This window comes from Dyadobacter koreensis, from assembly GCF_900108855.1.
In the GTDB taxonomy this organism is placed as follows: Bacteria; Bacteroidota; Bacteroidia; order Cytophagales; family Spirosomataceae; genus Dyadobacter; species Dyadobacter koreensis.
The window spans coordinates 250,814-276,073 of record NZ_FNXY01000010.1 but is presented as its reverse complement, the minus strand read 5'-3'; the positions used below and the strand labels follow the sequence as shown (position 1 = coordinate 276,073).

Here is a 25,260-nt window from a genome sequence, read left to right as displayed (position 1 = left end):
GCTGTTCTATATTTCAGAATTGGTTATGGAAGAAATATTCAGGTTGATGGTAAAAATGTTTCGGGTAGAGTTCAAAAAGAAAAAATGCCACGAATGCACAAATTTTCACAAATACATTTGAATGAATATTAGTAAAAATTCGTGCATTCGTAGCAAATGAATAATATTTTATGCTTGCATTTAATAACTGTAATTTAATTCGTTTTCTAAGCTAAAAATTTACTTCATATAAGCTGTTCTATATTTCAGAATTTGTTATGGAAGAAATATTCAGGTTGATGGTAAAAATGTTTCGGGTAGAAGTTCAAAAAGAAAAAATGCCACGAGTACACAAATTTTCACAAATACCTTTGGATTGATATTAGTGAAAATTCGTGCATTCGTGGCAAAGAAATGAATTGGCTTAAACCATATTCATTACAATTAGTATTTTATCATGCTCTAATCTGCCCATCACCTCTCACAACCCACTTCTCAGTCACCAACTTTTCCAAAGCAAATGGCCCGCGAGCGTGTAATTTTTGTGTTGAAATTCCAATTTCAGCACCCAAAGCAAATACGCCACCATCTGTGAAACGTGTTGAGGCATTGGCGTAAACCGCAGCTGCATCTACCTCATTCAAAAACTTTTCAATCGCGGCAGCATCTTTTGAAATAATCGCTTCGGAGTGACTTGATGAGAAATTATAGATATGATCGATCGCCGCGTCCAATCCATCGACTATTTTGATCGAACATTTATAGTCAAGAAATTCTCTACCAAAATCTTCCGGTTCCGCTTTTTGTAAAAATGGGTATTCCGCCTTTTGGAGAATTTCGAACGAAGTTTCGTCTGCAAAAACTTCGATATTCCACTTTATAAAATCGTCTTTCAATGTTGGTAAAAACGAAGCAGCAACATCTCTGTCTACAAGTATAGTATCAAGTGCGTTGCAAGCAGAAGGACGGGAAACTTTTGCATTTACCACTATATTTTTCGCCTTTTCAAGATCCGCTGTCTTTTCAACATACGTATGACAAACGCCCGCTCCGGTTTCAATGGTTGGCACCAGTGAGTTTTTACGAACAAATTGAATAAGCCCTTCTGAACCACGTGGAATGATAATATCTACGTATTTTGTCGCAGTCAAAAGTTCATTGACAAATTTCCGGTCAGTCGGCAAAAGCATTACCGCAGCCTGATCAATCCCCATTTCAGCCAGACTTTCATGAATTAAGCCAACCAGATAAGTATTCGAAAAATGCGCTTCTTTTCCACCTTTCAAAACACAGGCATTTCCTGAACGCAGACAAAGCGATGCCACGTCAAGCGTAACATTCGGTCTGGATTCGTAAATCACACCGACCACGCCAAGCGGGACGGTCAGTTTTTGTAAAGACATACCCTGCTCTATCGTTTTTTCCAACAAAACTTCTCCCGTTGGATCTGGCAAAGCGGCTACATCACGTAAACTTTGCGCTAAATCAATAATCCTCTTTTCATTCAAAAGCAGACGGTCTTTTTTGGGGTCGGCATCATCCATTAATACCAGATCTTTTTGGTTTTCCGAGATAATGTTGGCCTTATTTGCCAAAACTTTTTCAGCCAAAGCATTAAGCAAATCCGCTCTTTGTTTGTCAGATAATTTCCGAACCGCCACAGAGGCGTCTTTCGTTGCTTTTAGAAGCGGTATTATAGATTCCAATTCCATTATAATAAAACGATATCGTTGGCGTGTGCCACTTCAAAATTCAATGTTTTCAAATTCACTTTTATCGCGCAAGAAGTTTCTCTTGCACGTGCCACTGCGATCATTTCCTGCTCCGGAGAATAAATTTCGATAATTTCTCCCGCTTCAAAATCTCCGGTTACTTCTGTAACGCCGACAGCCAGCAAACTCTTTCTTTTCAATAAAGCTTTGGATGCACCTTCATCTACCTGCAACCTTCCCGAAACCAATCCTCCGCTTCCTAACCAGCGGTTTCTCGCGGATAATGTACTTTTTTCAGGACTCATTTCCGTACCGGCTTTTCCTTCCAGCGCTTTCAATAATTCGTCCTCCTGTTTCATTCCAAAAATGAAAACCTTGATGCCCATACGGGTCGCAAGTTTGGCGAATGTTAATTTGGAAGCCATTCCGCCTAAACCAAGAAAAGATTTATCAGTTCTTACAAATTTAAAAACCTCATTAACATTGGATACGTTCCCGATAATTTTCCCGTCTTCGTCCAGCAATCCACCGACAGATGTACAAAACATCAAAGTTTCCGCTCCAAAACCGACGGCAAGTAAAGTAGCCAGTTCATCATTATCCGAAAATTTCAACTCACGATCACTGACAACGTCATTCTCGTTCACGATAGGAATAATGTTATTCTGCCACAATTCTTCGAACGTATTTTTCAGCTGCAAAAACTTGTTACGGTTTGCAAAATGCTGGCGTTCACAAAGACTTTGCGCGATAAAAATTCCATTTGGCGCGAAATAACTGGCATAAAGTCCAACCAACAAAGGATTTCCGACAGAAGCAGCCGCTTTTCGCTGCGTCATCGTTCCTTTATAATCATTGATATAAGCTTTTCCGGCACCCACCGCCCCTGATGAAACGATGATGATGCGGTATCTGGGATGAAGCAACGAAACCTGACGGGCAACTTCTGAAATAATCGTAACATCGGGCTCACCGGAAGGAAGCGTGATGGACGCCGTCCCGAACTTGATAACAAGAATTGGTTTTGACACTTTGTAATTACTTAAAATACTTCTTACGCTAAGACTGACTTTTCAGGCTAAAATTACTGAGTTAGCCGGTTATTAAAAAGCGGAATGTTTGGGAGACGAAGTTTGCGGGGGATTTAGAAGGAATTTCCGGTTCAATTGAAGCGCCTTTTTCAACTTTTCCATGTAATCCGTACGAGGAATTTCTATTGCTCCATATCGTAAAACGTTATCGTTGATAAACTGTGTATCCAGCAATTGGTATCCGTTTGCGCGAAGAATTTCTATTAAATAATGAAAGGCTACTTTGGATGAATTCGCTTCTTTGTAAAACATGGATTCTCCAAAAAATACACCACCAATGGAAACGCCGTACAATCCTCCGACCAGTTTATTTTCACGATAAGCCTCAACACTGTGTGCATAACCGAGTTTATGTAAATTGGTATAAGCGAAAATAATATCGTCTGAAATCCAGGTTCCGTCTTCCTGCGAACGAGGCGCAGCACAACCGTGCATGACACCTTCAAAGTCAAAATCGACCCTGATTTCAAAAGTTCTTTTATTAATGACTGGTCGCAGTGACTTGTGCGGTTTATAGGAGTCTATAGGAATAATTGCCCTGGGATCGGGGGAATACCAGTAAATTGTTCCATCCGGCTCGGCCATGGGGAAAATTCCGTTGATATATCCGTAAAGAAGATCGTCAGCTGTCAGGGTTGTCATTCCAAAATTCATTCAAATTCATAAGACTGATGCAAGCTAAAAAATTTGTCGTTACTCCCGAATATTTTTTCCATTAGACGAACTATAAAAATATAATCCCTGTTTCTTTCAAGTAACATTTTTTTTTACAAAATTTGCATCCTCTTAGACGGACCAACCAAGTCAAAATGAATAGCAACGGAATACATACTGTGCTTCATACTACGCCTTTCAGGTTTAGGTCCCCCAGGACCGTCTAACTTCTTTTTACCTACGTGGTAAAACTTCTATCCCTATCTTTTTTAAATTTTTGAAACGTCCCATCGTAGTATTCTGGGAATTTAATTTTTGTTTCGAACAATTTTTCGTCAGTACATTCATAAATGAAAAATACCGAAGTAGTAGGCAGTAAGTTCATTATACAAACCGCCAATGAAAATCATTTCCATTTCGCAGATACTATTTGTGCGGAAATGGAAGAGAGTGCCAAAAAACGTGGTACTGGTATAGCAAAACGCTCTCCTGTTTATATCATGGAAAAAATGGTAGAAGGAAAAGCGATTATTGCCACTACTGATACTGGAGAGTGGGTTGGTTTTTGTTACATCGAAACCTGGGAACATGGCAAATTTGTTGCCAATTCCGGTCTTATCGTACATCCGGACTTTCGGCAGAGCGGTATGGCAAAAGCGATCAAACAAAAAGCTTTTGAGCTTTCACGTGTAAAATATCCTGATGCCAAAATTATTGGTATCACCACCAGCTTGCCTGTAATGAAGATCAACTCTGATCTTGGTTATGAACCTGTTACATTCAGTGAACTTCCTGCGGATGACGCTTTCTGGAAAGGCTGCGCAAGCTGCGTAAATTATGATGTACTTACCCGTACGAACCGTAAGCATTGCTTGTGTACTGGTATGATGTACAATCCGGAAGAACATAAAAAAACCGAGGCTCAGCCAGAAAAAGACACCTGGGATTTCCTTAAAGAATCCAGCCTTTACGAGCGCTGGATGCGTATTAAGCAACGTATTTTGTTGCGAAGGGAAGAACGTGCCAAAAAGAAAAATGCCGAGGCGATGCTCGTACACTAAGTACAGTACTCATATTATTGATTATTATATCATTCTAAATACCTCGCCCGGCAGCTTTTAAACTCCGATGCGAGGTATTTTTTGTTACATCCTGAATTAAAATAGCGATAAGGGAATAAGCTTTTCCCAATTCGGGAATACTTAAGTACTTTTACACACACAAAATGAGAATTTTTACCAGAAGCACACTTAGAGATTTTTGGGATAGATCGCCAGATGCAAGGCCTGCTTTGGAATTTTGGTACGATACTATTGAAAAAACGAATTTTAAAAGTCCTAATGAGGTAATTAAGTTTTTCAAAAATGCCGATACAATTGGAGATGGAAGAATAGTATTTAATATAACTCATAATAAATACCGACTGATTGCCAAATTTGAATACGATAAGCAGTTTGTTTTTGTTAGGTTCTTAGGTACTCAAAATGAATACGATAAAATTGAAAATATTAAGAACATTTAATCATTCAAAGCAATATGAAAACACTTGCAATCAATTTGGATGACATTGTTATCAGACCAATTACCAATTCAGTAGATTTTGAGGAAGCATCTAAAATAATTGATGCTTTAATAGATGCTGACCTATTGGAAGATTTGAAACTACGCAAAAGAGCCTTGGATATTTTAGAAGCAGTTACGGTTTTGGCTATTGACTATGAAAAAAGGCATTTCCCAATTCCAAAACCAGATCCAATTGAAGCAATTAAGGAACGAATGAGTCAACTGCATTTGACGCGGAAAGATGTTGCTCCTTACTTCGGTGGGGAGAATAGAGTTTCTGAGGTATTCAATAAGAAAAGGAACCTGACAATTAAAATGATTAGGGAATTAAATAAGAACTTAGGAATACCCGTAGATACTTTACTAACAGTTAGTTAGTAAACAATTAATGAAAATTTAAAATAGTACAAGAATCATATTAATAAATAGAATGTCACAGCCCAAAGTAGTATTAGCGTTTAGTGGAGGATTGGATACCTCTTTTTGTGTAAAATATTTAGCCGAGGATAAAGGCTACGAAGTTCATTCTGTATTGGTAGATACAGGTGGTTTTTCAGAAGAAGAGCTTAAAACAATTGAAGCAAATGCCTATTCATTAGGTGTGAAACATCACGCAACTATTTCAAAAACAGCGTATTATTACAACGATTGTATTAAATATCTGATTTTTGGTAACGTTTTGAAAAACAACACGTACCCGCTTTCTGTAAGTGCGGAACGCGTTTTTCAGGCAGTTGCAGTTGCTGAATATGCAAAAGAAATTGGTGCTACTGCGATTGCACACGGAAGTACAGGGGCCGGCAATGACCAGGTTCGTTTCGATATGGCGTTCCGTATTATCATTCCGGAAGCTGAAATTATTACGCCAATCCGTGACCTCAAACTTTCACGTGAGGCTGAAATAGAATATCTGACTAAGAAAGGTGTTGGCCGCGAATGGGCCAAGGCTGCATATAGTATCAACAAAGGACTTTGGGGAACTTCGGTTGGAGGAAAGGAAACTTTGACATCCGAAAAATATCTTCCGGAAGAAGCATGGCCTACACAGGTTTCAAAAACAGAACCTGAAACAATTACTTTGGAATTCGTTGAAGGTGAATTGAAAGGTGTTGCTGGCGAATCTTTTGAAAATCCGGTTCAGGCAATTCAGAAATTGTCATCCATTGCTCAGCCTTTTGGAATTGGTCGTGACATTCACGTAGGTGATACGATTATTGGTATCAAAGGTCGTGTTGGTTTTGAAGCCGCAGCTCCTTTGATCATCATTAAAGCGCACCATACACTTGAAAAACACGTTTTGAGCGAGCAACAGCTTTACTGGAAAGAACAACTTTCTAATACCTACGGGACTCTTCTTCACAAAGGCCAGTTCGTTGAGCCGGTTATGCGCAACATTGAAGCGTTCTTGGCTGATACGCAAGCTCATGTAACAGGAAAAGTACATGTACATCTTGCTCCATACAGGTTCTATGTAGAAGGAATTGAATCTCCATTTGATTTGATGTCTTCGAAATTCGGAAGTTATGGTGAAATGAACAATGCCTGGACTGGTGATGACGTGAGAGGATTCTCAAAAGTCGCTTCGAATCAGGTGATGATTTATCAGAAAGTGAGCGAATCTAATAATTAATGGTTACGGCCGGGTCTCCGGTGTGATTAATTTTTAATAATTGGAAAGTAAAAAAACCAAATATTGCTGGAAAGTAATTTCCATAATGGATTAACGCATTTCAGCCATATTCTCTAAATACTTTTAAGATGAGCAAGAGCGAACTTCAAAATGAGATTGTAAAAGCAACCGAAGAATTACCGGAATCGCTGGTAAAGGAAATTCTTGATTTTGCAGAATTCTTGATAAACAAGCAAGCAAAAACGTCCAATGAACAAATAAGATTGGAACTACATAGCTTGTCTCAATCAGAAATCTCTCACTTAGATGAGGAGTTCACTGGATATAAATTAACTTATCCTAAAATAAATGACTGACATTTCCCTGGAATATGTGGCAGATACTATGGCGGTAGTACTTTGGTTGGAACAAAGAAAGTTACCGCCTATAATTACCGAAATATTTGAAATGTCAAATCAAATTGATAGTAACATATCAATTTGGATTCCTGCTATTGTCATGGCAGAAATTGGGTATTTGTTTGAAAAGGGAAGAATTGAAACATCACTTAAAGATGTCCAGGCGCTAATAGCATCTAATAATAGATTTAAAATAGCTGATCTGACAAATGACATTATTCTCAAATCTTTTGAAATAAAAGATATTCCGGAACTGCATGATCGGCTGATTGCCGGAACCGCATATACATTTAATTGCCCTTTGTTAACAAATGATCCTAAAATTGAAAAATCGTCATTTGTAAAAACAATATGGAAATGAACAAATTATGGACAAAAAAATAAATACAGGCATCATCGGTGCTGCTGGATACACAGGAGGGGAATTATTGAGAATTGTCATTAACCATCCGAACGTAAATATTGCCTTTGCACATAGTAAAAGCCAGATCGGGAAGCCGGTTTATGCTACGCATACAGATTTGTTTGGTGATACAGAACTGACTTTTTCTGGAGAAGATATTCAAACCTTGTTAAATCAGGAAAGTTTGAACGCCATTTTCCTGTGCTCAGGCCATGGAGAATCGAAGAAGTTTCTGGATGAATATATTGTTCCTGAAACAGTTAAAATCATTGATTTAAGTACTGATTTCCGTGATGAATCAAATGGGTTCACTTATGGTTTACCAGAACTTCAAAAAGAAAAAATAAAGACTTCGACCAAAATTGCTAATCCTGGTTGTTTTGCGACGAGTATTGAGCTGGCGATTCTGCCACTTGCAAATGCTGGTTTGTTGAAAGAAGATGTTCATGTGAGTGCTGTGACAGGAAGTACCGGAGCGGGTCAGTCTCTGAGTGCAACAACCCATTTTTCCTGGAGAAATAATAACCTGTCGATTTACAAAGCTTTCGCGCATCAGCACCTGACAGAAATAAAAATGAGCCTGAAGAAATTGCAGGCTGGTTTTGACAAGGCAGTGAATTTTGTTCCATATCGCGGTGATTTTACCCGTGGAATTATGGCCAATGTTTACACGCCTTATTCCGGAACAATTGAAGAAGCGCAGGCACTTTATAAAAATTATTACGCCAAACATCCTTTTACACACGTGAGCGATTCGCCCATTGATGTAAAGCAGGTTGTCAATACCAATAAATGTTTCATTCATTTGGAGGTACATGACGGTCAATTGTTGGTCACAAGTATCATTGATAATTTAACAAAAGGTGCTTCCGGACAAGCAGTTCAAAACCTGAACCTGATCTTCGGATTACCAGAAGATGTCGGATTACGGTTGAAGGCACCTTCATTCTGATATTAAACGCAGAGTTAAAAGAGGTTGGCGCAGAGGACGCTGATATTTTTACTCTGCGTACTCTGCGTAAAACTCTCATTCCTCTGCGTTTAAAAACAAAATTACTATGTCACATTTATTTGATGTTTATCCACTTTACGATATAGAACCTGTAAAAGCTGAAGGCAGTTATTTATGGGACACGAATGGCACAAAATACCTGGATCTTTATGGCGGGCACGCGGTGATTTCTGTTGGACATTGTCATCCGTATTATGTTGATATGCTCAGCAAGCAGCTTCATGCGATTAACTTTTACTCGAATTCAGTTAAAATATCATTACAGGAAGAATTGGCTGAGAAGCTTGGCGAACTTTCTGGCTATCCGGATTACAAACTTTTCCTTGTGAATTCTGGTGCAGAAGCCAATGAAAATGCTTTGAAACTGGCTTCGTTTCATACGGGCCGCTCAAAAGTTGTCGCTTTTACAAAAGCATTTCACGGACGTACTGCTGGTGCTGTTGCAGCAACTGACAATCCGTCGATCGTTGCGCCTGTGAATTATAATAAGCATGTTACATTTCTTCCATTCAATGATGTTGATGCACTTCAGGAAGGTATTACTGATGAAGTTTGCGCCGTAATTGTTGAAGGAATTCAGGGTGTTGGCGGAATTCAGGTGAGCAGTGATGCGTTTCTTCAGGCTTTACGTAAGCGTTGTGATGAAACCGGAGCGGTTTTGATTCTGGATAGCGTGCAGTGTGGTTATGGCCGTACCGGGAAATTCTTCTCGCATCAATTTAGTGGAATTCATCCGGATCTGATGACGATGGCCAAAGGTATGGGTAATGGGTTTCCAATCGGTGGTGTATTAATTTCTCCGAAATTTAAAGCCAGCTACGGTTTACTTGGAACTACTTTTGGTGGAAACCATATGGCTTGTGCTGCCGGGATTGCTGTACTTGACATTATGAAAAATGAAAATCTTTTGAATAATTCTACCGAGATCGGAGCATATCTGATGAATGGTATAAAAGAAATTGGTGGATATAAAGAACTTCGCGGCCGTGGCCTGATGATCGGAATTGAATACGATTTCCCGGTTAAGGATCTTCGGAACAAATTATTATTTGAGCATAAAATGTTCACGGGCGTTGCGGGGGCTAATACGATTCGATTGTTGCCTTCGCTTGCACTAGGGAAAGAAGAAGCTGATTTGTTTTTGGAAGCCTTGCGGCTTTGTTTAAACGCAGAGTTGAAAGGGGTTTAGCGCAGAGTTTGGGAAGTATTTTTTATTGGGACTGGATTTATTTTTCTTTTCATTAAGTAATTCAACGTTGGAATTTATTGATATTTTTCAACCAATCATTACGAAAGTATGAGAACAGAGTTGAGTGAAGAGTTATTAGAGAATGATATAACTGGTTTGATTTTAAAGTATTCTTATAAAATTCATACATCCTTAGGACCTGGATTATTGGAATCTGTTTATACTGAATGCCTGTTTTATGAATTGGTAAAAGCTGGTCTATTTGTTGAAAAGCAAAAGGTTTTGCCGGTTGTTTATGAAACGATAACTTTGGAATCAGGTTTTAGAATAGATTTATTTGTTGAAAGAAAGGTAATTGTAGAATTAAAGGCAGTTGAATCACTAGATCAGGTACATCTTGCACAAACACTAACCTATCTCAGATTATCAAATTGCAAAGTCGGCTTACTTATCAATTTTAATGTAGTGTCGCTAAAATCTGGAATAAGGCGGGTAGTTAACAGCTTCTATCCTTAATCCTAAAAATATAAATAAAAAATAATTTAGTTCAAATGATTGACATCACTCATTCGAACTCAAAAACATATAAATAAAACTCTTAAAACTCAGCGGAAAACTCCTTTACCTCTGCGTTTAAACCCATAAATTAATGAAACATTTTCTTTCACTTGCAGACGTCTCAGATCTTAATCACCTCATCATCAGCGGGATTGAAGCGAAACGTAATCCTTTTGCTGACGAAACACTTGGCAAGCACAAAACCATCGGTTTGATGTTTTTTAATTCAAGCTTACGTACCCGTATCAGTACCCAAAAAGCAGCTGCGAATTTGGGTTTGAATGTGATCGTGATGAATGTTGGGCAAGACAGCTGGGGACTGGAAATGGAAGAAGGTGTCATCATGAATGGTACCAAAGCCGAGCACGTGAAAGAAGCGGCGGCGATCATGGGGCGTTACTGCAATATTATCGCAATCCGGTCTTTTGCCGAGCTTGAAGACCGGGACAAGGATTATGCCGAAACTGTTTTTCAACAATTCAAAAAATACGCCGAGGTTCCGATCGTAAATCTGGAATCCGCAACGCGCCATCCGCTGCAATCTCTGGCAGACTGTATCACAATTGAGGAATTTAAAATTAAAGAGCGTCCGAAAGTAGTTCTAACCTGGTTACCCCATTTTAAAGCACTACCCCAGGCCGTAGCAAATTCATTCTGCGAATGGATGAATCCGATGAATGTGGAATTTGTGATCACGCATCCGGAAGGATACGATCTTGACCCAAAATTTGTTGGCAAAGGGCAGGTGATCTACGACCAGGACAAAGCATTGGAAGGAGCCGATTTTGTTTATGGAAAAAACTGGTCATCTTACACTCATTATGGCCAGGTTTTAACACAAGATCCTTCCTGGATGATCACAGAGGCTAAAATGGCTTTAACAGACAATGGTAAATTCATGCATTGTCTTCCACTCAGACGTAACATGAAAGTGGCTGATGAAGTATTGGATGGCCCGCGTTCACTGGTTATTGAGCAGGCGGCAAACAGAGAATGGTCGGCGCAGGCGGTTTTGAAAGAAATTTTATTGGGTCTGAATGTATAAAACTTTTTCATTCCCTGAACTTTGTGGACGCCGGGCATAGTTATATAATTTAATAACGAATCCCGCTGTAAAATATATAAAAATGAATACCGAAACGCTTACAAATCCATCTTTACCAAAAGAAAAACCTGTTGGAAAAACAGGCGTTTTGATCGTAAACCTGGGCACTCCGGATAGCCCCTCCGTTCCTGACGTAAGAAAATATCTGCGTGAATTTTTAATGGACGAACGCGTTATTGATATACCGTACCTGAATCGCTGGTTGCTTATTAACCTGATCATTGCACCTTTCCGTGCACCAAAATCAGCAAAAATCTACCGGGAACTTTGGACACCGGAAGGATCGCCGTTAAAAATCTATGGTGAGTCTGTTGAGAAAAAATTACAGAAAGTGTTGGGTGATGATTTCGTGGTGAAACTGGCCATGCGATATCAAAGTCCAAGTATTGAAAACGGTCTGAATGAGCTCAGAAAACTTTGTCTTTCTGAAATAATTGTCGTTCCGTTTTTCCCTCAGTATGCCTCTGCTTCCACCGGTTCTGTTTACAAGAAAGTAATGGAAGTGGTGAAAGACTGGGAGGTTTTACCTGAAATTAAATTTATCAACCGTTTCCTTGACCATCCAAAATTTGTTGAAGGTTTTGTGAACCTTGGCAAGAAATACATGGCTCAGCGCGAGTATGACCATTTTGTTTTTAGTTATCACGGTATCCCTGAAAGACAAATTACAAAAGGTGACGTTGCTAATTATTGTCAGTTTGGCACCTGCTGCGACACTCTAAACGAGAAAAACCAGCATTGTTACCGTGCTCAATGTTACGAAACAACAAGGCTTTTTGTCAAAGGTATGGGAATTCCGGAAGGAAAATATACAGTTGCTTTCCAATCCAGGCTTGGAAAAACGCCATGGATCAAACCTTACACAGATGAGCTTATTCCTGAATTGGCAAAAAAAGGCGTGAAAAGTGTGTTAGCATTTTCTCCTGCATTTGTTGCGGATTGTTTGGAAACAACCATCGAGGTAGGTGAAGAATATAAAGAGATCTTTGAAAAAGAAGGCGGCGAACACTGGCAACTGGTGGAAAGTCTGAATGACAGTGATATATGGATTGAGGCGCTGGAGGATATGGTTAGGAAGGCGTGATTTTCCTGGTCAGGTTTTGTCAGGAAATTGTCATTTGTGGTCAGGAGATTGTCATTTTTTGTCAAGAGTTGAGAGGAATTGAATGAGTATTAAGTAAGATAAGAGTCTATAAACAAAAGAAGTCAACTTTACGGTTGACTTCTTTTGTTTATAGACTAAATATTTTATTCGCTATTTACAGCATTACCGACTCTTTCCTGTAAAGTTCTGCCAGTGTTTCCACTGCGAAATCAACTTCTTCTGCTGTATTGTACTTCCCGAAAGAAAAACGAATATTTGCTCTATCCGGATTAATCTGGATTTCAGTCAAAACGTGTGATCCAACATCTGTTCCGCTTGCACAGGCACTTCCTCCTGAAACGGCTACACCGGCGATATCCATGTTGAAAAGTAACATATCATTTAATCCCGACGGCGGCAAACTTACACTTAAAACAGTATATAAACTTTCATCCAGCAAATCTGATTTCCCGTTGAATGAAACACCTTCAATATTTTCACGAAGCTTGTGAATCATTCGGGTTTTAAGGTTTTCAATGTGCAGACGATGCTGGTCCATATCACGGTATGCAATTTCCAGCGCTTTTGCCAAACCTACAATCCCATAAACATTTTCAGTGCCCCCACGCATGTTGCGCTCTTGTGCGCCACCGTGAACAAATGGAAAAATCTTGGTTCCTGGCTGAACATATAGAAACCCAATACCTTTTGGACCATGAAATTTATGCGCGGAACCAACGATGAAATTGGTTTTCAATTGCTGCAAATCATGTCTATAATGACCCATTGTCTGTACCGTATCACTATGAAAAATCGCATCATAATGTTTGCACAGATCACCTACGGCATCAAGATCCAGCAAATTTCCAATCTCATTATTTCCATGCATCAAGGAAACCAGTGAGCGGGAATTTGTTTGCAAAAGTGTTTCTAAATGAGCTAAATCTACTCCCCCTTTTTCATTCAGATTGACAAAACTCAATTCAATCTTTCCGGTTTTTGCAAGATGTTCAAGCGTGTGAAGCACCGCATGATGCTCAATTTTCGACGTGATGGCATGTTTCAGGCCAAAAGTTTCGATGCTTGAACGAATCGCTGTATTATCTGCTTCTGTCCCGCCAGATGTAAAAAAGATTTCTGCCGGTGCCGCGTTTAATATTCCTGCAACACTTTTCCTCGCTCTTTCCACAGCAGAACGAACTGCGCGACCATAGGAATGGATTGAAGAAGGATTACCGAAAGTCTCCGTCATCAGAGGCAACATGGTTTCCAACACTTCCTGGTCCAGACGCGTCGTAGCAGCGTTGTCAAAATAGGCTTTCATTATTTATTTTTCGGTTCTGAAATTATTTCCTTGATATCAGAAATGATCTTATTTGCCAGATTTACAGCCGTTGTCAATGTTTCTGATTCTGAATAAATCCTGATAATTGGCTCTGTATTTGATTTACGCAAATGAACCCATTCCCGGTTAAATTCAATTCTTACACCGTCAATCGTACTCAAAGGCTGTTTTGAATATTTTGTCTGAATACGACTTAGAATATTATCAACATTAATATCCGGCGTTAGTTCGATCTTATTTTTAGAAATATAATAGCTGGGATACGACTTACGAAGAACCGACGCCGTTTTTCCGAATTTGGCCAAATGTGTTAAAAATAACGCAATCCCCACCAAAGCGTCACGGCCATAATGACTTTCAGGATAAATAACACCACCATTTCCTTCTCCGCCAATGATTGCATTATTCGCTTTCATTGTCGTCACCACGTTCACTTCACCTACTGCGGAAGCAAAATACTCAACTCCTGCTTTTAGCGTTACGTCCTTCAAAGCCGCTGTTGATGATAAATTAGATACGGTATTTCCCGGCGTATTTTTCAAAACATAGTCCGCAACGGCTACCAATGTATATTCTTCACCAAAAGGTGAGCCATCTTCACAAATTAATGCCAGACGATCTACATCCGGATCAACAACAATCCCCAGATTAAATGCTCCGTCTTTCAGTTCTTTACTGATATCACGTAAATGTTCCGGAAGCGGCTCAGGATTGTGGGCAAAGTTTCCTGTTGGTTCACAGTGTAACTTCTTAATATTCTTTGTTTCAACACCCAATGCTTCAAGCAACATCGGAACCACTATTCCACCTGTAGAATTTACTGCATCGACCACAATTTTAAAATTGGCAGCCTTGATCGCTTCAACGTCTACTAGCGACAGCGAAAGTATGTGATCAATATGCTTTTGCAGGTAGGTATCGTCAGATTTATAACTTCCAAGCTTTTTTACATCCGGAAAAAGAAAGTCTTCCTCATCAGCAATTCTCAGAATTTCTGTTCCTTCTTCTTCTGAAATAAATTCACCCTCGTGGTTAAGCAATTTCAACGCATTCCACTGGATTGGATTGTGGCTTGCTGTAAGAATAATTCCTCCTGCTGCTTCCTCAGCCGTAACCGCAATTTCGACCGTAGGAGTTGTGGAAAGCCCTAAATCAATAACGTTAAGACCTACACCTTGTAGGGTGCCTGCCACCAGACGGCTTACCATTTCGCCCGAAAGCCTGGCATCACGTCCGATAACTACTTTTAAATTTTGTGGATTTGTCCTCCTCAACCAAGTGCCATATGCAGCAGCAAACTTAACAACATCAATTGGAGTCAGTGCATCTCCGGATTTCCCTCCTATTATCCCTCTGATTCCTGATATAGATTTGATTAACGTCACGATCTAGTATTCCTCTGTTTGTTACGATACAAAAATAACAAATTTCCCGCGGTCTATGGGATTATTTGATAAAACTATCCAAGATTTGAGCAACAGGTTTACGTATATTATACTAACTCAATGTCTACGTGAGTGACAAGTGATGACTGTGCAGCACCTCGAAAAAATCCCATAACAGGTGCGAGTTGATCAAAGTCTGCCGAAGCACCCAGGCTAATATGATTATTTGCAATCACTTTTCCTTCCGTCGGATCGAAACCACGCCATCCTGCACCTGGCAGATATACTTCCACCCAGGCATGCAGTTCATGCGCCTGCATCAAATTTCCGTAAAGGTATCCGCTTACGAAACGTGCCGCGATTCCTAAACTTCTGCAAGCAGCTATAAACAGCCGGGAATAATCACGGCACGAACCGATTTTATCCCTTAAAGTATCATCAGGCGGATAGGCCACGCCAAATTCCCGGTTCTGATACGTAAAAGTTTCTGCGATATATTTGCTAAGTTCAACGAGAAAGGGCACCGTTTCCCAGTTTACTTCCGCTGCTATTCTTCTGGCAAATTGTTCAACATAAGTTGTGACGTCGTTCCGATTCAGATATGGTATCAGGTATTTATAAATCCGGTTATCATATAAAAACGGAATGTTTCTTGTGATAAAGGGGAAAAGTACAAAATCGAAGACATTAACAAAGTCGGAACAAACCGTCATTTCCGCCTGCACGGTCAGCCTGGTTACAGGTCCTTGAAAAAAATGTACAACCTGCTCAACATTCCCTTCCGCATCAACATTTTTTACAATATTTGAAGGAAGAGGATTAATCACCAGCGAGTAATTCAGTACGCGCTGGTGAGGATATGCTTTGGGATATAAATAAAGCGTATGAGAGTCCAGTTCAACTGGGAAATCGTAACTATAATCAAGCGAGTGACGCACTTTAAGATTCATGGAGTTTCCCGGATAATAGCAAAAAAGATAATGCTATGAAGTAATATTAAAACCCCTGTTCAGCTGCAATTGGTTCAGTTCATCCACTGGCTCTTGAAATGCCCGGAAGTTTGTCCCATCGACTGGCTCTGTAATTTTTCCGATTCCAAACCGAAATACATGTCAAAAATGGCATTATCAACCTCATTATTATTTGTCTGAAAACGATCCAGATATTTATGAAGACCCATCTTGAAAACGTCCTCGACCTCTGTAAATTCCAATTCACTGCGCATTTTACTCAACGCGCGTTCTGCAGGATTTGTATGCCCACGCTCAGGAATTGAACCTGCGATTGCATAAAGAGAAAGTTCGGCCTGGCGAACAGAATAAGCAATGGAACGCGGAAATAATTTGTCGAGAATCAGAAATGCAACGATATTCATCGGCGTTAAAGCACGATGCGTCTGACGATACATATTATAAGCACTTACCGATTTCAGTACCGCCGTCCACATCATTAAATCCAATGTTGATCCGTTGGTACCGGTATCTTGTAAAAGTGTAAAATATTTAACGTCAAGAAATCTGGAACATTTATCTGCACGCTCAATATGGCGGCCTAAGCGACCAAAATGCCAAGCCTCATTACGCGTAATGGAAGCATCAACTACACCATGAAAAAGCTGGCAATTTTTACGGATATCAGTAAAAAATGTCTGCATATGATCCATATTCCTAAAATCGTCAGGAGAAGTTCCGCGGATTGTCAGATAAAAAGTATTGATACTTTCCCACATTTCCTTTGAAATTGTCTCGCGGATTGTCCGGGCATTTTCCCTCGCTTCATACAGGCAACTTACAATTGAATTAGGGTTACGCTTGTCAAAAGTCATGAAATGGATCACGTCCTCTTTCGTAGGCTTATCATAATGCTTATAAAAAAGAAAGTGGTCGGCAGTGGCAATAAGAAGCGGCTCCCATTGCTCATCCACGTCAGGCGGAAGGTCCAGTGCTAGGTTAAAATTCACTCCGACAAAACGGGCATAATTTTCAACCCGTTCCATATAACGATTCATCCAATAGATTGAATTAGCAACTCGACTAAGCATAGGCGGCAAATAATTGTATTTAAATTAAGTTATTTCAGAATATTAACATAGTGTTAAAGTCAAAATACCTAATAATATTTCGCAAAAACAAACTACTACGAAAAATAATAAAAGTTCTTGACATAGTTTCATATTGTCTCGAAAATCGCCGGCAGGGCTTATAATCACGACAAAATATTTAATTTTAGTAAATTAGGCCATTATTAACAATAACTACATACACCTGTGTCAAAAAGAGAGCAATTTATAGCCGCGATCCAGAAATCGTACAAAACTGACAAACCGGCGATACATCTGGGATCGGCCATTCTCGACGGAGAAATAATTACAGAGGCGAAAGTTAACTTACCGCTTCGCATGATGAACCGCCACGGATTGGTTGCTGGGGCGACAGGCTCAGGAAAAACACGTACACTTCAGGTTTTGGCCGAACAGCTTTCTGCCGCGGGCGTTCCGGTCTTTATGTCTGATATCAAAGGAGATTTATCAGGTATTGCAAAACCAGGCTCATCAAATGCAGCGATTGAAGAGCGTTCTGCCATTTTAGGCACTCCATTTGAAGCAAAAGGATTTCCAGTTGAACTTTATTCTTTAAGCGGTGAAAAAGGCGCGCAGATGCGTGCGACAATTCTTGAATTCGGCCCTATCCTGTTATCAAAAATATTTGAATTGAATGACACGCAATCAGGAGTTTTGGCAATTCTTTTTAAGTACGCCGATGATAAAAAACTCCCGATGGTCGATCTCAATGACCTTAAAAAAGTTTTGAGTTATCTCTCAGAAGGACCGGGTGCAGCAGAAATTAAATCAGATTATGGTTCCATTTCATCGTCAACTGCCGGAACAATTCTCCGTAAAATCGTTGCTTTGGAACAGCAAGGCGTAGGAACCATTTTTGGCGAAAAATCTTTCGATATCTCTGATCTGATCAACAAAGTTGACGGACAAGGCGTAATCAGTCTTTTGAACATTTCAGATGTGCAGGACAAACCCGCGCTTTTTTCAACATTTATGCTTAGTCTTCTCGCTGAGCTATACCAAACTTTGCCGGAAGCAGGCGACCTCGATAAACCAAAACTGGTATTTTTTCTTGATGAAGCACATTTATTGTTCAAGGATGCTCCAAAGGCGTTTATGGACCAGATCGAACAAGTTGTCCGTTTGATTCGCTCTAAGGGAGTTGGGATTTTCTTTTGTACGCAGATGGCACAGGATATCCCCGTTTCAGTTCTTGCTCAGCTAGGAAACCGAGTCCAGCATGTTCTTCGTGCATTTACGCCACAGGATGCTGACGCACTAAAACAAACAGTCAAAACCTATCCAAGGTCTGATTTTTATTCTATCGATCAGGTTTTGACAACGCTGGGTATTGGTCAGGCCCTGATCACGGTTTTGAATGACAAAGGTATTCCTACAGAGGTTGCCGCTACACACCTACTTCCTCCAGCTTCGGTAATGGGACCCTTGACCCAGGCTGATTATGAAAACCATGTACGCCAGTCGGATGTTTATTTAAAATACAAAGATCCGATCGACCCGGAAAGTGCTTACGAAATACTGACAAAACGGTTGGAAGAGAAGGCTCGGCAGGAAGCCGAAGTGAAGGAGCAGACAACAGTTGCAAAAGGTAATGCAAAGCAGGAAAAGGGTATGTTTGAAGAAGCCCTGGCATCGCCACTTGCTAAACAAATCGGACGTGAAGTAGTAAGAGGTGTGTTTGGTATGCTCTTCGGCAAATCAACGTCAAGATCAAAAAAAGGAGGCCTTTTCGGTTTTTAACAATATAATTTTTAATACCACTTAGACATTTAAGAAAAGCTGAGTTTGAGTTTAATTCTTTTAATTAATTTACAGACAATTTATTGTCGTCAACTTGATTTTAAATCAAAACTAAGGTTAACTTAAATGTCTAAGTGGTAAAACAATAAGCTGGTTACCAGCCAATGACACATCTTTGGCTGGACAGTTTATCCAGGTTTTCTTCGACTGCTATCCGGTTCTTTTCATTATCAAACGCGTCTTTATATTTTTCCCTAAGTTCTCTCCGTTTCATTGCTTCCAAAAACCGCCGCGCATCTGCCTCGCTTTCTAGCAATAATGGCGGAACAACAGCTGGCTTATCATCATCTCCCTTTGCAACCATCGTTACATAAGAAGTATTTGTATGCCGTTGAATGCCGTTTCTGACATTTTCTGCTATCACTTTAATTCCGATCACAAGAGAGGTACGACCAACATAATTGACCGAAGCCATAAGTGAAACTAAATCACCAACTTCAACAGGTTTCAAGAAATCCACTCCATCAACTGAAACCGTTACACAATAAGTAGCCGCGTGGCGTGAAGCGCAGGCATACGCTACTTTATCAATCAGGGAAAGCAAAATCCCTCCATGGATTTTTCCACCAAAATTGGCATAAGATGGGATCATTAATTCTGTCAGCGTTGTCTGCGAAAAGCTAACAGGCTTCGGTTCAGGTGAAGAGGGGTCTCGCTGCACTTATTTATCGTTTAAATTAAATTTATTTTAGCATCACAGTTTTCCCGGATTTAGCGGATGCTTTTGCCGCTTCCAGAATTTCTACAACCGTCACATTGACCGGCAATTCATACAAATCATTTTTATCCATTTTCAATCTGCCCTGCACCACGTCTGACAACACGGAAAAAGGATCAGTAAATGGAGCGGGCCTTGGATCTATTTTTTTCCGTTCCTCAGGAGTTTTTTCCAGAAGACGTTCTCTTATTGTTGTAGGGTCAACTGCTATTACATAGCCTTTTGTTCCATATACTTCCATGTCTTTTCTTGCAAAAGACCAGTTCCAGGAGCCCTGGATGATACACTGGGCTTTTGGATATTGTAAAATTATGGAGGCTTCATCATCTACTTTTTGATAAATATCCGGTTTATTCTGATGGGTTACGGCCGTTACTGACACAGGCTTTTCTCCTTTCATCAGCCACGTCATCAGATTTGCGCCGTAACATCCAAAGTCGATCAGCGCACCTGCTCCGTTTTTTACAGGATCCGTAAGGATTTCCAAAAACTCTTTTCCTACTCCAATTTCTTTCGGTCCCTGGTGCCCGTCATTCACCATTACTTTTCTGATTTCACCCAATTTCCCTTCCTCTACCAGTTCGTGCACATATTGATTACTGGCATACCAGGAAGTCTCAAAATTGGTCAGCACTTTAATATTATTTTTTGTCGCAAGACTTTGAATTTCCTTTGCATCTGCGAAAGTTGTTGCCAAAGGTTTTTCAACCATAACGTGAATCTTTCGAGGCGCACAAGCCCTGACGATTGTGATATGTTCATTGATTGCTCCAAAAGCGGATACTGCATCCGGTTTTGTCTGGTCGAGCATTTTATTTAAATCAGTAAAAAATAGTTTTTTATCCAACTTGTAACGGGCAGCAATTCGATCAGCAAGTTCCTGATTTGGCTCATAAATCCCGACGATCTCCGTGTCTTTTTTATCCTGACGATTAAAAGCCCAACCGACATGTCCGTGGCTCAGGCCAGCAATCGCCAGTTTCATTGGGGTTTGCGCATTTACTGATTTGATAAAAAAAGCACACAATAATAAGGTTAAGAAATACTTCATTTGTTAGAGGTTTATTAAGGTTTTAGTTATCGCAGCAATTAAAATCAACCTGATAAAGTTTAAAGCGCACCAGAACTTGATTTATATATCCAAAACCAAACTCTTAACACCTAAAATTTATCAATCAGATCCTTGATCACTTCCTGAAAATATGCACCATTGTAAGGTCCAAACCAGCTCATGGTTGTCGTCTCATACAGGTCTCTATCAAAGAACTTATCATTGGTAATATACCCAACATATCCTCCGTTGAAACTTGTGACCATCAAATGCAAACCTTTTTTTGCCGCGTAGGCCGTCAGTTCAGGCATTAATTCGCCAGAAAAATCACAAGGAACACCGATCATTAACACATTGCCAACACGGAGTGCTTTTACATAAGAAGGCACATCACCAAATGCCCAGCGAAATACCCAGCTTCGCAAAGCGAACTTGGGCGTCAGCTTCGGGGTCGGATCTCTAAGCGGCAAAGGAACAGTAATAGAACGAATAATATCCGGCTGCTTTTCAAAAGAACCAAGAATAGATTGAATTGCTTTTTCGACACCGCCAGCCTGATTCTTCACTTCATCAAAATCATCTTTTCCTTTTTCAATAGGTCCCATACTTCCAACTGCGCCAGCCATATATACTGCAAAATTTGCCTCGCCCGCTTCCAGACCGTCAACCAAAGCGCCGGCATAATCCCGTGATAGTTCCATGGTTTTGGCATTTAGTACCGTGGAGTGCGCCGCATAAGAAGTGATCAGCGCTTTCTTTCCGTCTGCTTTAATAAGTTCAATATTTCTAACCCACGGATCAAGAATTCCTTCTTCTCCGACAAGCCTATTCCGGATGTCGAGGGTATCTTTAACTTCTCCAAAAGCAATTGTTGCTGGTTGAGTGTTTTTCTGCGCGTCTTGTATTGATTTAATTATAGCCTGCGAAATATTTTCGACAGTAGCAGCGTCATAAGCTCCTGCAAAAAGTTTTCCGGTGATCGTATTATACCAGCCACCCAGGCTATTATGACTGTGAATCGCTCCGAAATAAACCTGATCGAAAGTGAAATTGACTTTTGGTAATAATTCCTTCACACGTTCCGTGATATTGGGCGGTACGATAAGCATGTCAGCCGTAATAATTGCGGCTTTTGAAATTCCGTTATCAACCACCACGGTCCGCACATAAATCGAATCATGAACAGCCTCATAATGAGCTCCTTTTCTTTTACCATAACCTGCCATTGGTCCTGGTGTCTGAGGGGTAATATTCACTTTTGCCCAGCCGGCAATAATTTGTTTTGAAGTCGTATCGGCTGCTGGTTCGTTCGCGATCCTCCCTATATTTTCTTTCCATTGTTTATAATAGGCCATTTCCTTATAAGGCGTACGGTCAACGGTTGTGACCATAGTCGCGACCATTATCAATAAAATAAACAGAAGTGACCCAAGGATATAAAAAAGTATTTTGAGGAATTTCATGAAACAGAAAGGATAATATTGAGCGGTAAAGATATGGAAGGATTTGGAAAACCGGCTGATAACAATCAGGTATCACTTGCTTTCCAGATTGACCTCGAAATTTGCTACAGGGCCCAATATCGTTTCCAGACGCAGTTTCGCAGTACTATGCGAAACCGTTCCAGATTTCACAAAAATTGGCAGCGTCAGTGATTTTCCCTTTTCCAGCAATAGCGGAAAAGCAGGCAGTTCAAAACGGAATTGATCATTTGAAGCACCTATCAGCTCTACTGCCACTAATTCAAAATCGTCGCCTGAATTCGTAATTTTTAAATTTTGAGGAGTTTCGCTATTTATATTTTTTATTACCATCAGATCAGCTGTAACACTAGGAGCACTTTTTCGAATAAAATTTACCGGACGTAATTCAATTTCTTTATAAAAAACTTCCGCCCCCTCTGACTGAAACTGGATTTTTCCCCTCGTTGTCTGTAATTGCAGAGAATCGCGATAGGTATTGAAAAGCCGGTTAACAACATAGCCGTTTACAATATACACCGCATCTGCACCACGTGTGATGAGCTCAGCAGTATTCCAGTCCCCATGTTTTCGCTCAAAATTACCGGAGCGATATACACGGCCACCGCCTATGGCATCTGCATTTCTTCTCAACGGTGCCGCTGCATTGTATTGATCCAGTATCTTTCCTTTGACTTTAATTTTACTCATAGGAAATTCTGCGGAGCCGGCTCCAACTCCAAAAAAATCTCCTATTTCTCCCTCCTGGATTTGAAGTTCACTGCTGCGAAGCCAGCACCCATACGCAAAATTGAATGGACCGGTTGCATGATAAAGTAGTCCCGCATCTCTTTTTATGGAATCGTTAGGAGAAGGATACCATTTTTTCTCTCCCCATTTTACTTTGAACCGAAGATGGTAATTTTCATAGTCATCTTTTGTACTGACTCCGCCCCAGATTTGCCCGGATACGTGTATCGCTCCTTCGGATACCGTGTAAACTTTTAGCGGATCATTGTTAAGAGCAAAAGGCTTTTCATTTGTCCCCTCCGGTTGTCGCATATAAGTATCCCATCCTGCAAGATTTTTTCCATTAAAAAGCGGAACCCATGCAGATGACTGGATTTGCCCAGCCGCACCAGTCGCTATACCGAATACCCATAAAATATTACTTAAACAGAAAATATTAAATTTCATATTATATATCGAAATAGTTTAAACTACAAGATATATAATATTCAGATAAAAAGGTTTATCAAAAAAATGCCTGCTCCGAAGCGTGTCGGAGCAGGCATTTTCATCAAAGATATTGTTCGCTTAATTCTGTTTTACCAACTGAATATTGGCAAGAAGTTTAACATCTTCTCCGATTAGCAAACCACCGGTTTCTGTCAGCTGCATATAATTCAGGCCAAATTCCTGGCGACTGATTCTTCCTTCTACTTCAAAACCGATTCTTATGTTTCCATCGGAATCACGTTCCGAACCTCCATATTCTGCATCAAGCTCAATGGGTTTTGTAACACCCTTTAACGTCAGCAAGCCGGAAAGTTTATAGTTGTCGCCTTTAACCTTATGGAAATAATTCGACTGAAAAGTGATATGCGGAAACTGCTCAGCATCAAAAAAGTCAGCCGATTTCAAGTGCGCATCGCGCATATCCTGATTGGTATCGATACTGTTCACATCCAATGAAAAATGAATCTCAGCATTTTCGAAGTTGTTCAAATCAGATGTTGCTCCTCCTTCAAAGTTGTTGAAAGAACCCGTGATTGTAGAAATCACTAAATGTTTGATTTTGAATTGTACCTCAGAGTGTACCGGGTCTACTATCCACTTTGTAATTGCCATAAGAATAATCTTTAAATTTTAATTACCTAACACAACGTACGCCAAAATCATACTCGATTGTGCCTTCTTGTATTGGAAAACGGAAATCTAGTAAAATTAGATCACGTCTCAAAGAATTTAATTTTAATCTAATCCGGGTTTTCAGGTCAATTTCCTGAACTGAATTTTACACACCCAATAAAACGATGTTTGAATATTTTATAACAAAAATAAGTTCTTCGTTCACAGACTACTTAGGATGCTTTGGCTGGCACAATTGTTTAAACATGGTGTGTTAAGAAAATTTTAACAATGAATTTTTTCACTGACTTCCGACAGGAAAGCTTTCTATATTTACTGAACTTTACTTAAACGATTATTACATGAAAATGAAGGGACGCAGCATATTTACGTACGACGTATATGCGCCCACAACAGTGACAACAATGCTACGTCCACGGCGTCAGGAAGGACAGTCGATTATCAAGGAGGGTTTTAATATAGAACCGCCCGTTCCATTTTCAGAATATACCGATATTTACGGCAACCCTTGCCAGCGAACTATTTTACCGGTTGGCCAGGTCATCATCACTACAGAAGTAGAAGCGCAAGTCAACCCGACGAAAGTGATTCCGAATCCAGCGCCGCCTTTTATGCTTGTTGGCGATTTGCCTGATGATATTATGCACTACATTTTACCAAGCCGGTATTGCGAATCGGATCTGCATGAAATCAATATGCTGGCGATGGAAATCGCCGGAAATCTTGTTCCGGGTTACGAGCAGGTTGAAGCGATACGAAGCTGGATTCACAGCAATATTAAATACCAGTACGGAGTCACCGATGCCAGCACTACCGCGCTGGATGTGGCAAGAAACCGAATCGGCGTTTGCCGGGATTTTACGCATTTGGCGATTGCACTTTGTCGGAATTTATGCATTCCAACCCGGATGACCGTCGGGTATCTTGACAAATTAAAAGAAATGGATCTGCACGCGTGGTTTGAAGTTTATATTGGCGGCGACTGGTATACATTCGATGCTGTTCAGGAAAAAACGGAAGGTTACCGGATTGAAATCGCGCATGGCCGTGATGCGGCGGATGTTGCAATGATAACCCAGTATGGAAATGCAACCTTGCAATCTTTGCACGTCGAAGTTGAACTTCTGGAACCTGAGCCTCCACAGGAAAATAAATAATACTGACTACCATG

Annotated in this window: 25 protein-coding genes; 13 read left to right on the top strand and 12 right to left on the bottom strand. The window is 40.2% G+C overall.

Annotated features, from left to right (window positions below; translation table 11 throughout):
- Nucleotides 1-434: 434 nt before the first annotated feature.
- The 3 genes from BMY70_RS28105 to aat form a co-directional block, all read right to left on the bottom strand.
- Complete coding sequence (locus BMY70_RS28105) at nt 435-1,685, bottom strand: glutamate-5-semialdehyde dehydrogenase (protein ID WP_090341495.1); 1,251 nt, start codon at nt 1,683-1,685, stop codon at nt 435-437.
- Between the two features lie 5 nt (nt 1,686-1,690).
- On the bottom strand, nt 1,691-2,722 hold the full coding sequence (proB, locus tag BMY70_RS28100) for a glutamate 5-kinase (RefSeq protein WP_090341320.1): 1,032 nt from the start codon (nt 2,720-2,722) through the stop codon (nt 1,691-1,693).
- A 72-nt stretch (nt 2,723-2,794) separates the two neighbouring features.
- The gene (aat, locus tag BMY70_RS28095) at nt 2,795-3,424 is read right to left on the bottom strand and encodes a leucyl/phenylalanyl-tRNA--protein transferase (protein ID WP_090341493.1); all 630 of its coding nucleotides are present in this window, start codon (nt 3,422-3,424) and stop codon (nt 2,795-2,797) included.
- A 362-nt stretch (nt 3,425-3,786) separates the two neighbouring features.
- Between aat and BMY70_RS28090 the strand changes: the two genes are divergently transcribed.
- The 11 genes from BMY70_RS28090 to hemH all read left to right on the top strand — a co-directional run bounded on the left by BMY70_RS28090 (nt 3,787) and on the right by hemH (nt 12,378).
- A complete protein-coding gene (locus BMY70_RS28090) occupies nt 3,787-4,497 on the top strand; it encodes a GNAT family N-acetyltransferase (RefSeq protein ID WP_090341317.1) in 711 nt (236 codons plus the stop codon).
- 164 nt (nt 4,498-4,661) lie between these two features.
- Nucleotides 4,662-4,958, top strand: coding sequence for a type II toxin-antitoxin system HigB family toxin (locus BMY70_RS28085; RefSeq protein WP_090341315.1), 297 nt, complete (start codon nt 4,662-4,664; stop codon nt 4,956-4,958).
- Between the two features lie 14 nt (nt 4,959-4,972).
- Nucleotides 4,973-5,377 (top strand): helix-turn-helix domain-containing protein, encoded by a 405-nt coding sequence (locus BMY70_RS28080; protein ID WP_090341313.1) that lies wholly within the window; start codon nt 4,973-4,975, stop codon nt 5,375-5,377.
- A gap of 52 nt (nt 5,378-5,429) precedes the next feature.
- The gene (gene argG, locus BMY70_RS28075; RefSeq protein ID WP_090341311.1) at nt 5,430-6,629 is read left to right on the top strand and encodes an argininosuccinate synthase; all 1,200 of its coding nucleotides are present in this window, start codon (nt 5,430-5,432) and stop codon (nt 6,627-6,629) included.
- A gap of 128 nt (nt 6,630-6,757) precedes the next feature.
- A complete protein-coding gene (locus tag BMY70_RS28070; protein ID WP_090341309.1) occupies nt 6,758-6,985 on the top strand; it encodes a DUF2281 domain-containing protein in 228 nt (75 codons plus the stop codon).
- Complete coding sequence (locus tag BMY70_RS28065; protein ID WP_090341307.1) at nt 6,978-7,388, top strand: type II toxin-antitoxin system VapC family toxin; 411 nt, start codon at nt 6,978-6,980, stop codon at nt 7,386-7,388. Before BMY70_RS28070 ends, BMY70_RS28065 begins: the two co-directional genes overlap by 8 nt.
- Before the next feature lie 7 nt (nt 7,389-7,395).
- Nucleotides 7,396-8,382, top strand: a complete 987-nt coding sequence (gene argC, locus BMY70_RS28060; RefSeq protein WP_090341305.1) for an N-acetyl-gamma-glutamyl-phosphate reductase — start codon at nt 7,396-7,398, stop codon at nt 8,380-8,382.
- Nucleotides 8,383-8,488: 106 nt separating this feature from the next.
- On the top strand, nt 8,489-9,631 hold the full coding sequence (locus BMY70_RS28055) for an aspartate aminotransferase family protein (RefSeq protein WP_090341303.1): 1,143 nt from the start codon (nt 8,489-8,491) through the stop codon (nt 9,629-9,631).
- Nucleotides 9,632-9,739: 108 nt separating this feature from the next.
- Nucleotides 9,740-10,147 (top strand): GxxExxY protein, encoded by a 408-nt coding sequence (locus BMY70_RS28050; protein ID WP_090341299.1) that lies wholly within the window; start codon nt 9,740-9,742, stop codon nt 10,145-10,147.
- Between the two features lie 133 nt (nt 10,148-10,280).
- Nucleotides 10,281-11,234: an N-acetylornithine carbamoyltransferase gene (locus BMY70_RS28045; protein ID WP_090341297.1), complete on the top strand. Its 954-nt coding sequence runs from the start codon at nt 10,281-10,283 to the stop codon at nt 11,232-11,234.
- Between the two features lie 82 nt (nt 11,235-11,316).
- Nucleotides 11,317-12,378, top strand: a complete 1,062-nt coding sequence (gene hemH, locus BMY70_RS28040; RefSeq protein ID WP_090341295.1) for a ferrochelatase — start codon at nt 11,317-11,319, stop codon at nt 12,376-12,378.
- A gap of 175 nt (nt 12,379-12,553) precedes the next feature.
- Here the strand turns inward: hemH and BMY70_RS28035 are convergent, their stop codons facing one another.
- The 4 genes from BMY70_RS28035 to BMY70_RS28020 all read right to left on the bottom strand — a co-directional run bounded on the left by BMY70_RS28035 (nt 12,554) and on the right by BMY70_RS28020 (nt 17,149).
- Nucleotides 12,554-13,702 carry a cysteine desulfurase family protein gene (locus BMY70_RS28035; protein WP_090341293.1) on the bottom strand — a complete coding sequence of 383 codons (1,149 nt, stop codon included), beginning with the start codon at nt 13,700-13,702 and terminating at the stop codon, nt 12,554-12,556.
- Nucleotides 13,702-15,108: a phosphoglucosamine mutase gene (glmM, locus tag BMY70_RS28030; protein WP_090341291.1), complete on the bottom strand. Its 1,407-nt coding sequence runs from the start codon at nt 15,106-15,108 to the stop codon at nt 13,702-13,704. Before glmM ends, BMY70_RS28035 begins: the two co-directional genes overlap by 1 nt.
- A gap of 107 nt (nt 15,109-15,215) precedes the next feature.
- Complete coding sequence (locus BMY70_RS28025; RefSeq protein WP_090341289.1) at nt 15,216-16,058, bottom strand: transglutaminase family protein; 843 nt, start codon at nt 16,056-16,058, stop codon at nt 15,216-15,218.
- 74 nt (nt 16,059-16,132) lie between these two features.
- Complete coding sequence (locus tag BMY70_RS28020; protein WP_090341287.1) at nt 16,133-17,149, bottom strand: alpha-E domain-containing protein; 1,017 nt, start codon at nt 17,147-17,149, stop codon at nt 16,133-16,135.
- A 225-nt stretch (nt 17,150-17,374) separates the two neighbouring features.
- Here BMY70_RS28020 and BMY70_RS28015 point away from each other — a divergent pair, with 225 nt between their 5' ends.
- Nucleotides 17,375-18,928, top strand: a complete 1,554-nt coding sequence (locus BMY70_RS28015; RefSeq protein ID WP_090341285.1) for a helicase HerA-like domain-containing protein — start codon at nt 17,375-17,377, stop codon at nt 18,926-18,928.
- 154 nt (nt 18,929-19,082) lie between these two features.
- Here BMY70_RS28015 and BMY70_RS28010 read toward each other — a convergent pair whose 3' ends face one another.
- The 5 genes from BMY70_RS28010 to BMY70_RS27990 form a co-directional block, all read right to left on the bottom strand.
- Nucleotides 19,083-19,580: an acyl-CoA thioesterase gene (locus tag BMY70_RS28010; RefSeq protein ID WP_090341491.1), complete on the bottom strand. Its 498-nt coding sequence runs from the start codon at nt 19,578-19,580 to the stop codon at nt 19,083-19,085.
- A 91-nt stretch (nt 19,581-19,671) separates the two neighbouring features.
- Nucleotides 19,672-20,757 carry a Gfo/Idh/MocA family protein gene (locus BMY70_RS28005; RefSeq protein WP_090341283.1) on the bottom strand — a complete coding sequence of 362 codons (1,086 nt, stop codon included), beginning with the start codon at nt 20,755-20,757 and terminating at the stop codon, nt 19,672-19,674.
- Nucleotides 20,758-20,867: 110 nt separating this feature from the next.
- Nucleotides 20,868-22,220, bottom strand: a complete 1,353-nt coding sequence (locus BMY70_RS28000) for a neutral/alkaline non-lysosomal ceramidase N-terminal domain-containing protein (protein WP_090341281.1) — start codon at nt 22,218-22,220, stop codon at nt 20,868-20,870.
- 72 nt (nt 22,221-22,292) lie between these two features.
- On the bottom strand, nt 22,293-23,414 hold the full coding sequence (locus BMY70_RS27995; protein WP_090341279.1) for a 3-keto-disaccharide hydrolase: 1,122 nt from the start codon (nt 23,412-23,414) through the stop codon (nt 22,293-22,295).
- A gap of 120 nt (nt 23,415-23,534) precedes the next feature.
- Complete coding sequence (locus tag BMY70_RS27990) at nt 23,535-24,068, bottom strand: YceI family protein (RefSeq protein WP_090341277.1); 534 nt, start codon at nt 24,066-24,068, stop codon at nt 23,535-23,537.
- A gap of 362 nt (nt 24,069-24,430) precedes the next feature.
- Here BMY70_RS27990 and BMY70_RS27985 point away from each other — a divergent pair, with 362 nt between their 5' ends.
- A complete protein-coding gene (locus BMY70_RS27985; RefSeq protein WP_090341275.1) occupies nt 24,431-25,246 on the top strand; it encodes a transglutaminase domain-containing protein in 816 nt (271 codons plus the stop codon).
- The last annotated feature ends 14 nt before the right edge of the window (nt 25,247-25,260 follow it).